8 protein-coding genes are annotated in these 11,896 nt (G+C 63.0%); 2 read left to right on the forward strand and 6 right to left on the reverse strand.

The window, feature by feature from the left end; genetic code table 11:
- Nucleotides 1-164 precede the first annotated feature (164 nt).
- Genes PG883_RS00005 through PG883_RS00015 form a run of 3 tightly spaced genes read right to left on the reverse strand, consistent with a single transcriptional unit; the run spans nt 165 to nt 4,460 of the window.
- Complete coding sequence (locus tag PG883_RS00005) at nt 165-971, reverse strand: phosphoadenylyl-sulfate reductase (RefSeq protein ID WP_270806807.1); 807 nt, start codon at nt 969-971, stop codon at nt 165-167.
- On the reverse strand, nt 961-2,673 hold the full coding sequence (gene cysI, locus PG883_RS00010) for an assimilatory sulfite reductase (NADPH) hemoprotein subunit (RefSeq protein WP_270806808.1): 1,713 nt from the start codon (nt 2,671-2,673) through the stop codon (nt 961-963). The genes PG883_RS00005 and cysI overlap by 11 nt, the downstream gene beginning before the upstream one ends.
- Complete coding sequence (locus PG883_RS00015) at nt 2,673-4,460, reverse strand: assimilatory sulfite reductase (NADPH) flavoprotein subunit (RefSeq protein WP_270806856.1); 1,788 nt, start codon at nt 4,458-4,460, stop codon at nt 2,673-2,675. The genes cysI and PG883_RS00015 overlap by 1 nt, the downstream gene beginning before the upstream one ends.
- A gap of 198 nt (nt 4,461-4,658) precedes the next feature.
- Here PG883_RS00015 and PG883_RS00020 point away from each other — a divergent pair, with 198 nt between their 5' ends.
- Nucleotides 4,659-5,471 (forward strand): PhzF family phenazine biosynthesis protein, encoded by an 813-nt coding sequence (locus tag PG883_RS00020; protein ID WP_270806809.1) that lies wholly within the window; start codon nt 4,659-4,661, stop codon nt 5,469-5,471.
- A gap of 106 nt (nt 5,472-5,577) precedes the next feature.
- Here the strand turns inward: PG883_RS00020 and lysS are convergent, their stop codons facing one another.
- Together lysS and prfB are read right to left on the reverse strand one after the other, a co-directional pair.
- Nucleotides 5,578-7,113, reverse strand: a complete 1,536-nt coding sequence (lysS, locus tag PG883_RS00025) for a lysine--tRNA ligase (protein WP_010675428.1) — start codon at nt 7,111-7,113, stop codon at nt 5,578-5,580.
- A gap of 20 nt (nt 7,114-7,133) precedes the next feature.
- Nucleotides 7,134-8,232, reverse strand: a protein-coding gene (gene prfB, locus PG883_RS00030) for a peptide chain release factor 2 (RefSeq protein WP_102948437.1) whose coding sequence is annotated in 2 segments (ribosomal slippage) — nt 7,134-8,156 and nt 8,158-8,232 — 1,098 coding nt in all. Because the reading frame shifts where the segments join, the coding sequence is not laid out codon by codon here.
- A 252-nt stretch (nt 8,233-8,484) separates the two neighbouring features.
- On the opposite strand from prfB, the gene PG883_RS00035 reads away from it, so the two are divergent.
- Nucleotides 8,485-10,356, forward strand: coding sequence for a methyl-accepting chemotaxis protein (locus PG883_RS00035; protein WP_041215693.1), 1,872 nt, complete (start codon nt 8,485-8,487; stop codon nt 10,354-10,356).
- A gap of 178 nt (nt 10,357-10,534) precedes the next feature.
- Here PG883_RS00035 and gltS read toward each other — a convergent pair whose 3' ends face one another.
- Nucleotides 10,535-11,734 carry a sodium/glutamate symporter gene (gene gltS, locus PG883_RS00040; RefSeq protein ID WP_270806810.1) on the reverse strand — a complete coding sequence of 400 codons (1,200 nt, stop codon included), beginning with the start codon at nt 11,732-11,734 and terminating at the stop codon, nt 10,535-10,537.
- Nucleotides 11,735-11,896: the final 162 nt, after the last annotated feature.

The following is an 11,896-nucleotide window of genomic DNA, read 5'->3' on the forward strand; positions in this document are numbered from 1 at the left end:
CATCGTTCAGATCGTTTGCAATAGACATAAAAAATCCGGAACCAGTGATTGGTTCCGGATTGTCCTACAGCAGAAGGATCGGTCAATGGATCCTTAACTGATCAGCATTGCCGGCAGTTGCCGGGCGTTTTTTTGTGGGCGCAGCACATGGCCGGGCCGGGGGATCAGATGCCGGAGCCGTCGCTCTCGCCACCTTCCTCATGCAGGCCGCACTCGCGCTTGAGGCCGAAGAAGCGGGTCTGCTCCTCGCTCATGCCGGGCTCCCACTTGGCGGTGGTGTGCACGTCGCCGACCGAGAGGTAACCCTGCTCCCACAAGGGGTGGTAGGGGAGGTCGAACTCCTTGAAGTAGTAGAAGACGTCCTTGTTGCTCCAGTCGATCACCGGCAGGAACTTGAAGCGACCGCGCTGGATGGCCAGCACCGGCAGCTTGCCCCGGCTGCCGGACTGCTCACGGCGCAGGCCCGAGAACCAGGTGCGGGCACCCAGCTCGTTCAGGGCGCGGTCCATGGGCTCCACCTTGTTGAGCTGGTTGTAACGGGTGATCCCCTCCACCCCCTGCTCCCACAGGAGGCCGAAGCGGGCCTCCTGCCAGGCCGGGCTGAGTTCGGCCCGGTAGATCTTGAGGTTGAGCGCGAGACGCTCGGTCAGCTCGTCGATGAAACGGTAGGTCTCGGGGAAGAGATAACCGGTGTCGGTGAGCACCACGGGCACGTCGGCCCGCTCGCGGCTCACCAGGTGCAGCATGAGCGCCGCCTGGATGCCGAAACTCGACGACAGCACATGCTCTCCCGGCAGGTTGGCCAGGGCCCAGCGCACCCGCTCGGGGGCGCTCATGGCGTCCAGCTCCCGGTTGAGGGGGGCCAGCGCCTCGACCTGCTCCTCCCGGCCCAGGGCCAGGAGGGCGTCGAGGTCGAGCCGGCCGTCGGCGGTGCGCACCAGCCGGGCTGTATCAGTCTGTTCAGGCTGCATAGAAGTCCCTCGCGGAGTCGATAACCGGGGCGATGATGCCGGCGCGAATGACAAAATCGCCGAAGCACTCGTCCGGGTTGCGTTCGCTCGCCCAGCGGCCGATCAGGGCGTCCAGTTCGGCCAGGATCTGCGGCTCGGTGATGTTCTCCAGATGCAGGCGCGGGATGCGGGTCCCCTCGAGGTTGCCCCCCAGGTGCAGGTTGTAGCGACCCGGCGCCTTGCCCACCAGACCCACTTCCGCCAGCATGGCGCGGCCGCAGCCGTTGGGGCAGCCGGTGACCCGGAAGATGATGGCGTCATCCGCCAGGCCGTGCTTGGCCAGCAGCCCCTCGATGTCGGTGACGAAGGCAGGCAGCATGCGCTCGGCCTCGGCCATTGCCAGGGGGCAGGTGGGCAGGGCCACACAGGCCATGGACTGCTTGCGCTGCTCGCTCACACCGTCATCCAGCAGACCGTACTGACGGGCCAGGGCTTCGATGCGGGCCTTCTCGCCGGCAGGCACGCCCGCGATGATGAGGTTCTGGTTGGCGGTGAGGCGGAAGTCCCCCTGATGCACCTTGGCGATCTCCAGCATGCCGGTTTTGAGGGGCTTGCCCGGGAAGTCCAGCAGGCGGCCGTTCTCGATAAACAGGGTCAGGTGGTGCTTGCCGTCGATCCCCTCCACCCAGCCGAAGCGATCGCCACGGCTGGTGAATTCATAGGGGTGAACCGGCCCGAACTGGATGCCGGCGCGGTTCTCCACCTCGGCCTTGAAGGCCTCTACCCCCACCCGTTCAAGGGTGTACTTGGTCTTGGCGTTCTTGCGGTTGACCCGGTTGCCCCAGTCGCGCTGGGTACTGACCACGGCGGCCGCCACCTCCAGCACGTGGGAGAGCGGAATGAAGCCAAAGTCGCTCGCTTTGCGCGGGTAGGTGGTGGTGTCACCGTGGGTCATGGCCAGACCGCCCCCCACCAGCACGTTGAAGCCCACCAGCTTGCCGTGATCGGCAATGGCCACGAAGTTGAGATCGTTGGCGTGGATGTCCACATCGTTGTGGGGCGGGATGACCACGGTTGTCTTGAATTTGCGCGGCAGGTAGTTGGAGCCCAGGATCGGCTCCTCGTCACCCCCCAGCTTCTCGCCATCCAGCCAGATCTCCACGTAGGCGCGGGTCTTGGGCAGCAGGTGCTCGGAGATCTTCTTGGCCCACTCGTAGGCCTCCTGGTGCAACTCGGACTCCACCGGGTTGCTCGTGCAGAGCACGTTGCGGTTCACGTCCCCCGCGGTGGCGATGGAGTCGATACCGGTGCTGTTGAGGGTCTGGTGCATCAGCCTGATGTCGCGCTTCAGTACTCCGTGGAACTGGAAGGTCTGGCGGGTGGTCAGGCGGATGCTGCCGTACATGCTGTGTTCTTCGGCGAACTTGTCGATCACCTGCCACTGGGCCGGGGTGATGATGCCGCCGGGCAGGCGGGCGCGCAGCATGACGTTGTGCAGGGGCTCCAGCTTCTGGGCGGCGCGCTCCGGGCGGATGTCGCGGTCATCCTGCTGATACATGCCGTGGAAGCGGATCAGCTGGAAGTTGTCGCCGTTGAAGCCGCCGGTGAGCGGGTCCTGCAGATCTTCGGCGATGGTGCCGCGCAGGAAGTTGCTCTCGCGCTTGAGGCGTTCGTTGTCAGCCAGCGGCCCTTCGACCGGTCCCGGAATAAGTTGTTTGCTCATCAATAGACATCCCTTTGATAACGTTTGGCACGACGCAATTCGCTCAGATACTCTTCTGCTTCCTCACGGCTCTTGTGGCCGTGTTCCGCAATCACTTCCAGCAGGGCTTCCTGCACATCCTTCGCCATGTGGTTGGCGTCGCCACACACATAGAAGTGAGCGCCTGCTTCCAGCCACTGGTAGAGCTCAAGCCCTGCCTCGCGCAGGCGGTCCTGCACATAAATCTTGTTGGCCTGATCCCGGCTGAAGGCCAGGGAGATCTTGGACAGCAGGCCCGATTTCACATAACGCTGCCACTCCACCTGATAGAGGAAGTCCTGGGTGAAGTGGGGATTGCCGAAGAAGAGCCAGTTCTGGCCCTCTGCCCCCTGTGCTTCCCGCTCCTGCAGGAAGGCGCGGAACGGGGCAATGCCGGTGCCCGGGCCCACCATGATGACGGGGGTGTCGGGATTGGCGGGCAGGCGGAAGTTGTCGTTGTGCTCCACGAACACCCGGACCTCGGCATCTTCCGGCAGACGGTCCGCCAGATAGGAGGAGGCGCCGCCGCTTCGCACTGTGCCATCTTCTTGGCGGTAGCGCACCACGCCGACGGTCAGGTGCACCTCTTCTTCCACCTCGCTCTGGGCGGAGGCGATGGAGTAGAGGCGGGGGGTGAGGGGGCGCAGCAGTGCGATCAGTTGATCGGCACTCAAGGAAGCCGGGAAGCGTTTCAGTACGTCCACCACCTGGGCGCTGGCCACCAGGGCGTTGACCTGGGCCTTGTCACCGGCCAGATCTTTCAGCGCCGCGTTGTCCGTGATCTCGGCGAGGCCAGTGATCAGGCCCCCGTGCAACCGGGTCAGCTCGTAGTGACGGGTCAGCGCCTCGCGCAGGCTGCCATGGGGGGTGGCCTCGTCACCGGTCAGATCGGTCAGGGCCAGCACTTCCCCCACGAGATCGGCGTCGTTGTCGAACCAGATGCCGAGCGCGTCCCCCGGTTGATAGGTGATGCCGGACTCTTCCAGGTTGATCTCGATGTGACGGATGTCCTTGGTGGAGTCGCGGCCGGTGATCTTCTGGTTCACCGAGAGTCTGGCCGGGAAGGGGTTCTCCTTGTTGTACTGGCTGTGGCCGACGGCGGCCTGCACCGAGCCCGCCACGCTGGCAGTCGCGGCGCCGGCAGAGAGGGTGGCGGCGACCGCCGCAACGGCCTGCTCGCCCCAGGCCCTGGCAGCATCCTGATAATCCACATCGAGGCTAGCTAGCTCATGGATGCGCTCTGCCCCTGCCTTGGCGAGGAAGCCATCGAAATCCTTGCCGGTCTGGCAGAAGAACTCATAGGAGCTGTCACCCAGCCCCAGCACGGCAAACTTGAGCCCTTCCAGCTTGCCGACCTTGCCCTTCTTGAGCTGCTCGAACAGATCGACGGCACTCTCGGGGGGCTCCCCCTCCCCGTAAGTGCTCACTACCACCAGCAGGTGGCTCTCTTTCTTGAGCTGCTTGGGTTTGTAGTCCGCCATGGAGGTGAGGGTCACCGGCAGGCCGCGGGCCTCGGCCTGGGCCTTGATGGCGCTGGCCACGCCCTTGGCATTCCCGGTCTGGGAGCCGTAGAGAATGGTCAGGCTGCCGCCGGGAGCAGCGACTTCTACGCCTGCGCTCGCCACGGGTTGGACGCCCGCCTGGGAGAGGCCGTAGAGATAACCGCTGACCCAGGCCAGTTGCTGGGTATTGAGGGTGGTGAGAACTTGGTTGAGCTGGCGCTGCTGTTCGTCAGAGAGCGGGCTCAGGGTGGGGGCTGTCAATGGCATCACACATGTCTTCCATGGTCTGATTTTTGGTCAGGGTAAGGGGTGTAATGAATAACAACAAAGAATAAAAATATCTTCTTTATGCGATTTATGAATTTATAAAGCCAAAATCCATCTCAGCCCCGGGGGGCCCGTGATATAAAAATGGCCTTGCCGAGCCCCCTGTCCCGGGGATCTCTCATGCCCCAAGGAGCAACCATGTCCCGTCTCTATCATGTCAACGCCTTCAGCCATCACCCCTTCGGAGGCAACCCCGCCGTGGTGGTGCTGGGGGAAGCGCGGCCCGACGCCGAGCTGCAGGCCATGGCAGCGGAGTTCAACCTCTCTGAGAGCGCCTTTCTGACCCAACTGGGGGAGGGGCATTACGGGTTGCGCTGGTTCACCCCGCAAGTGGAGGTGGACTTGTGCGGCCATGGTACCCTGGCGGCGGCCCATGTGCTGTGGCAGACGGGGGCGGTGTCGGGGGAGCTCCCCATCCGCTTCGCGACCCGCAGCGGTGAGTTGGTGGCCCGGCGGGAAGGGGAGTGGATCTGGCTCGATTTTCCGCGCATTGTCCTGGCGCCCCTCGAGCTGGACCCTGCCTATGGGGCTGCTCTTGGCTGCCAGCCGCTGCAAACCCTGGCGGCCGGCGCCAAGTTCTTGCTGGAGCTGGCCAGCGAGGAGGCGGTCCGCGCGCTCACCCCCGATTTTCACGCCCTGCGGGCGCTGCCGGGCCGGGGGATCATGGTGACGGCACTATCGAGCCGGGGAGAGGACGACTTCGTCTCCCGCTATTTCGCCCCCTGGGTCGGAGTAGACGAGGATCCGGTGACCGGCTCCAACCACTGCGCCCTGGTGCCCTTCTGGGCCGAGCGGCTCGGCAAGCAGCAGCTGCGGGCCCGCCAGATCTCGGCCCGGGGCGGGGATCTCAGGCTGGAATTGCAGGAGGAACGGGGGCTGATGGCGGGCCGGGCACTGACCCTGTGGCAGGGGGAGTGGCTGCTGCCGCCTGGCGTACCAGCGGACCGCTGACCGCTCGTCACGGTGTGAGTTCTGCATAAAAAAACGCCCCGCAATTGCGGGGCGTTTTGATTGCCATGGACGGCAGCGTTTTGCTGCGGCCCTGTTTCTGCGGCTCTTACTTTTGTGGACGCAAGGCCGGGAACAGAATGACGTCGCGGATGGTGTGGCTGTTGGTGAACAGCATCACCAGACGGTCGATACCGATGCCCTGACCGGCAGTCGGCGGCAGACCGTGTTCCAGTGCGGTCACGAAGTCGGCGTCGTAGAACATGGCTTCGTCGTCCCCTGCGGCTTTCTGGTCAACTTGAGCCTGGAAGCGCTCGGCCTGATCTTCTGCATCGTTCAGCTCGGAGAAGCCGTTGGCCAGCTCGCGGCCGCCGATGAAGAACTCGAAGCGGTCGGTGACGTCCGGGTTCTGGTCGTTGCGACGGGCCAGCGGGGAGACGGCGGCCGGGTACTCGGTGATGAAGGTCGGTTGCAGCAGCATGTGTTCCACGGTCTCTTCGAAGATCGCGGTGATCACGTGGCCCAGCTCCCAGCTCTTCATCAGTTCGATCTTCAGACCCTTGGCGACGGCGGTGGCCTTCTCAAGAGTGGCCAGATCGTCACGGGTCACACCCGGGTTGTACTTCAGGATGGAGTCGACCATGGAGAGGCGCTGGAACGGCTGACCGAAATCGATGGTCAGGCCCTCTTCGCCCTCTTTGGCGTAACGGATCCTGGTGTCGCCCAGGATGTCCTGTGCCAGGGTGCGCAGCATCTCTTCGGTGAGATCCATCAAATCGATGTAATCGGCGTAGGCCATATAGAACTCGAGCATGGTGAACTCGGGGTTATGGCGAACGGAGATACCTTCGTTGCGGAAGTTGCGGTTGATCTCGTAGACACGCTCGAAACCACCGACCACCAGACGCTTCAGATAGAGTTCCGGAGCGATACGCAGGTACATGTCGATGTCCAGCGCATTGTGGTGGGTGATGAAGGGACGTGCGGAGGCGCCACCCGGGATGACTTGCATCATGGGGGTTTCCACTTCCATGAAGCGCTTGTCATTCAGGAACTTGCGAATGCCGGCCACCACCTTGGTGCGGGTCACGAAGGTCTTGCGGGACTCTTCGTTGGCGATCAGGTCCAGATAACGCTGACGGCAGCGAGCTTCCTGGTCGGTCAGACCCTTGTGCTTCTCGGGCAGCGGGCGCAGGGCCTTGGTCAGCAGGCGGATGGTGGAGACGTGTACGGAGAGCTCACCGGCGTTGGTGCGGAACAGGGTGCCCTCGACACCGACGATGTCACCCAGATCCCACTTCTTGAACTGCTCGTTGTAGAAGCCTTCCGGCAGGTCGTCACGGGTCACGTAGATCTGGATCTTGCCAGCCATGTCCTGCAGGGTCGCGAAAGACGCCTTGCCCATGATCCGGCGGGTCATGATGCGACCGGCAATCTTCACCTGTTTACCCAGGGCGACCAGCTCGTCATTGCTCTTGTCGCCGAATTCGGCGTGCAGATCGCCGGAGAGGCTGTCACGACGGAAATCGTTGGGGAAGGGGTTGCCCTGGGCGCGCAAGGCGGCCAGCTTGGAGCGACGCTCAAGCATCTCGTTGTTCAGTTCGAGAGTCTGGTCGACTTCCGGGGTGGTGGTTTGTTCAGACATGGTGATTCCTGCTGCTCTGTTTACAGGCCTGATTTCAGGCTGGCTTCGATAAACTTGTCCAAGTCGCCGTCGAGTACCGATTGGGTATTGCGGGTTTCGACGCCGGTGCGCAGATCCTTGATACGGGAATCATCCAGTACGTAGGAGCGGATCTGGCTGCCCCAGCCGATGTCGGACTTGGTCTCTTCGAGGGCTTGCTTCTCAGCGTTCTGCTTTTGAATTTCCAGCTCGTAGAGCTTGGCCTTCAACTGCTTCATACACTGATCTTTGTTCTTGTGCTGGGAACGGTCGTTCTGGCACTGCACCACCACGCCGGTCGGCACGTGGGTGATACGCACCGCGGACTCGGTCCGGTTGACGTGCTGACCACCGGCACCGGAGGCGCGGTAGACGTCGATGCGAAGATCAGCCGGGTTGATCTCGATCTCGATGTCATCATCGATCTCGGGGTAGACGAACACGGAGCAGAACGAGGTGTGGCGACGGCCGCCGGAATCGAACGGCGACTTGCGTACCAGACGGTGCACGCCGGTCTCGGTGCGCAGCCAGCCGAAGGCATACTCGCCGGTGAACTTGATGGTGGCGGACTTGATGCCGGCCACGTCGCCCTCGGAGCATTCGATGAGCTCGGGCTTGTAGCCGTGGGCATCGCCCCAGCGCAGGTACATGCGCAGCACCATGTTGGCCCAGTCCTGGGCCTCGGTGCCACCGGAACCGGACTGGATGTCGATGTAGCAGTCGGAACCGTCGTGCTGACCGGAGAACATGCGACGGAACTCGAGATCCACCAGCTTGGCCTCCAGCTCGTCCGCTTCGACCACGGCTTCGTTGAAGGTCTCTTCGTCTTCGCCTTCGACGGCCAGGCTGACCAGCATCTCGACGTCATCGACGCCCTGGGTCAGGGTATCGATGGTGCTGACGACGTTCTCCAGGGAGACGCGCTCCTTGCCCAGCGCCTGTGCGCGCTCGGGTTCGTTCCAGACATCCGGCTGTTCCAGCTCGGCATTGACCTCTTCTAGACGCTCTTTCTTGGCGTCATAGTCAAAGGTACCCCCTAAGCAGCTCGGTCCTCTCAGACAGCTCCTTAAGCTTGTTTAATACAGGATTGACTTCAAACATCGTGAAAACTCTCGGGGTCGATGTGATTTAAAAACGGGATATTCTAGCCAATTGCAGAAGGAATAAACAGGGTTGGCTGGCCCCGCTCTTTTTCCTGCTCCAATTTTCCGCAGCATTTTTAAAATTTCCGCGTAAAATATCGTCACTCACGCCATTCTCCGCTTCAGTTTTGCGCAGATTGGCCGCTAACAACACACAGTGCCACGCACTCCCGATTGATCCTGTTCCCGACCCCCACAAGAAGAAAACACGATGAAAAACCTATCACTCAAGCAGAAGATACTGTTGTCTGTGGTCATCGCCTTGTCACTGGTGATCCTGCTGCTCTCCTGGCAGAGCTACACCAGCCAGAAGTCCATGCTGCTGCAAGGCAGTCAGGAACAGGTGCAGCGCCTTGGCAGCCAGCAGGCCGCCAGCGTCAGCGACTGGCTTGCCGCCCGTCGTGACGTCATCCAGGCCCTTGGCAACAAGGCCGGTGCCGAGCCCCTCAACGCCCTGCAACAGGCCCAGGTGTCCGGCCGTTTCCAGCTCACCTATTTTGGTGAGGGCAGTGGCAAGATGAACGACTCCGACCCCTCCATCAACCGCGACGGTTACGATCCCCGCTCCCGTGGCTGGTATCAGGAAGCCATGGCCAAGGGCGGCATGATCGTCACCAAACCCTACCTCGACGTGGCCTACAACATTCTGGTGGTGACCCTGGCCCAGCCTGCCCAGGGCGGCGTGGTGGGGGGGGATCTCTCCATTGCCTCCCTGGTGGATGACATCACCAAGATGAAGCTGCCTGCGGACGGCTTCGCCATCCTGATGCACAAGGATGGCACCGTCATCGCCTACAAGGATGCGGCCAAGGCGATGAAGCCAGCCAGCGAGATCGACAACGATCTGACCAATGCCCTGATCGAGCAGAGCAAGGCGAGCAACAGCCTGGTGCCTGCTTTCTTCGACAACGAGGGGCGTGACAAGCTGCTGTGGGCGACGGACATTCCGGACACCGACTGGGAGCTGGTGCTGGTACTGGACAAGAGCACCCTGGAGGCGCCGCTCTCCTCCCTGCTGATGACCCAGCTCGGCCTGGCCCTGCTGGTGCTGGTGGGCAGCATTCTCGCCATCTCCTGGCTGGTCAGCCTGCTGCTCGGCCCCCTCACCAAGGTGTCCCAGGCCCTGGCCCGCATCGCCGACGGTAACGGCGATCTGACCCAGCGCATCAAGATCGACGCCAATGACGAAGTGGGCCAGCTCGCCGGCAGCTTCAACCGCTTCGTGGGCAGCCAGCATCAGCTCATCGCCAACATCCGTCAGCTTGCCAACGAGCTGAACGCCGATGCCGAACGCAGTCTGGTGACCAACCAGGCCGCGGTGGAAGAGCTGCAACGCCAGCAACAGGAGGTGACCATGGTCGCCACCGCCGTCACCGAGATGGCGAGTGCCACCATGGAGATCGCGGGCAACGCCGAGAACACCGCTGCCGCCGCCCAGCAATCCGCCCAGAGCAGTGAACAGGGCAAGATCCTGGTGAACCAGACTCGCCAGTCCATCAACAATCTGGCCGAGGAAGTGGGGCAGGCGACCGGCGTCATCGGTGAGCTGAGCCGTCACGCCCAGGCCATCTCCGGCATCCTCTCCACCATCCAGGGCATCGCCGAGCAGACCAACCTGCTGGCGCTGAACGCGGCCATCGAAGCGGCCCGTGCCGGCGAACAGGGTCGCGGTTTCGCCGTGGTGGCGGACGAGGTGCGGGTGCTGTCGCGCCGTACCCAGGATTCCACTCAGGAGATCCAGTCCACCATCGAAACCCTGCAACAGACCACGGCCCGCGCGGTGAGCCTGATGCAGACCAGCCAGGGGCTGGCGGACAACAGCGTGAAGGATGCTGACGCTGCCGCTGCGGCTCTGGAGGAGATCACCCAGGCCGTCAGCCTCATCTCCGACATGGCGGGCCAGATCGCCACCGCCGCCGAGGAGCAGACCCAGGTGACCGGTGAAATCACCCAGAACACCACCGCCATCAAGGATGTGAGCGACGAGATCACCGCTTCCGCCATGCGCGACCTGGATCAGGCGCACAACCTCAAGGGGCGTGCTACCAACCTGAACCAGCAGGTGTCGACCTTTATTTTGTAAGGAAGGTCAGGCCGCAGTCCTACCTACCGTGGCGTCAGTAAAAAGCCCCGCACCTTGGTGCGGGGCTTTTTGTTGCCTGTCGTCGGCCCGTTGGTGGGGGTCGGGGCAGCGTCCAGGGACCAGCAAGCAAAGAGCCCACCGCAAGGTGGGCTCTGTCATACGGGGCCTGCGTCCGGGATCACAGGAAGGGCAGGGCCAGGAACAGCTTGATCACCACGGCGTTGATGATGTCGATGAAGAAGGCACCGACCATGGGCACCACCAGGAAGGCCAGGTGGGAGGGGCCAAAGCGCTGGGTGATGGCCTGCATGTTGGCAATGGCAGTGGGGGTGGCGCCGAGGCCGAAGCCGCAGTGACCCGCTGCCAGCACGGCCGCATCATAGTTGCGCCCCATGACCCGGAAGGTGACGAAGATGGCGTAGAGCGCCATGGCTACCGTCTGCACGGCCAGCAGGATGAAGATGGGCAGGGCCAGGCTTGCCAGCTCCCACAGCTTGAGGCTCATCAGCGCCATGGCGAGGAAGAGCGACAGGCTGACGTTGCCGAGCAGGGAGACCTCACGGTCGCTCACTTCGTGCCAGTTGAGCAGGGTGAGCAGATTGCGCAGCAGCACGCCGACAAAGAGCACGCAGACGAAGATCGGCAACTCGAAGACGCCGCCCTTGAGGTAGAGGGCCAGCATTTCGCCCCCTTTCAGGCTGATGGCGATGAGTGCCAGGGTCTCGATCAGGCTGAAGGTGGTGATCGGGCGCTCCATGTCCGGCATCTCGAAGCCCTGGGGGGCGCCGTCACGGTTGTGCTCCTCACCGGGCACCTGCACCTTCTTCACCAGATAACGGGCCACCGGGCCGCCGATGAGGCCCCCCAGCACCAGGCCGAAGGTGGCACAGGCAATCGCCAGCTCGGCGGCGGATTGCACGCCGTACTTCTCGGTGAAGATGGAGCCCCAGGCCGCCCCGGTGCCGTGGCCGCCGGAGAGGGTGATGGAGCCGGCCAGCAGCCCCATGTGGGGATCCAGCCCCAGCAGGGTGGCCAGACCCACCCCCAGGCTGTTCTGCACCAGCAGCAGGCCGGTGACCACCAGCAGGAAGGTGGCCACCGCCTTGCCGCCGCGCTTGAGGCTGCCCAGATCGGCGGAGAGGCCGATGGAGGCGAAGAAGGTCAGCATCAGGGCCGTCTGCAGGCTGGTATCAAATTGCAGTTCGATCTGCAGGGTGGAACGCAGCACCAGCAGCACCAGGGCAACCACCAGACCACCGGCCACGGGTTTGGGGATGTTGAAAGTGCGCAGGGGTCCTATCTTGTTGACCAGCAGGCGGCCAAGCAGCAGCACCAGGGTCGCGGCGACCAGGGTGGCGTAGGCATCAAGTTGTAGCATTCAGTGCTCCCATGTTGATCGGCTGTGTCTTTGGCGAGAAAGACTCACGGATCCAGCCGGGATGAAACAGAGTGGCGAACGCGCCAGTGACAGAGGGGCCGCAGCCCCGTCCCTCTGTAAAAGAGGGGGTCGACACGAGCCCGTGTTCGTCGGGCGTCCAGA

The sequence above is a fragment of the Aeromonas sp. QDB25 genome (assembly GCF_027707725.1).
In the GTDB taxonomy this organism is placed as follows: Bacteria; Pseudomonadota; Gammaproteobacteria; order Enterobacterales; family Aeromonadaceae; genus Aeromonas; species Aeromonas caviae.

Coding starts and splice junctions, on each gene's coding strand:
- PG883_RS00015 (WP_270806856.1), bottom strand. CDS start 4,460: ATGCCATTGACAGCCCCCACCCTGAGCCCGCTCTCTGACGAACAGCAG.
- PG883_RS00005 (WP_270806807.1), bottom strand. CDS start 971: ATGCAGCCTGAACAGACTGATACAGCCCGGCTGGTGCGCACCGCCGAC.
- PG883_RS00020 (WP_270806809.1), top strand. CDS start 4,659: ATGTCCCGTCTCTATCATGTCAACGCCTTCAGCCATCACCCCTTCGGA.
- PG883_RS00035 (WP_041215693.1), top strand. CDS start 8,485: ATGAAAAACCTATCACTCAAGCAGAAGATACTGTTGTCTGTGGTCATC.
- lysS (WP_010675428.1), bottom strand. CDS start 7,113: ATGTCTGAACAAACCACCACCCCGGAAGTCGACCAGACTCTCGAACTG.
- gltS (WP_270806810.1), bottom strand. CDS start 11,734: ATGCTACAACTTGATGCCTACGCCACCCTGGTCGCCGCGACCCTGGTG.
- cysI (WP_270806808.1), bottom strand. CDS start 2,673: ATGAGCAAACAACTTATTCCGGGACCGGTCGAAGGGCCGCTGGCTGAC.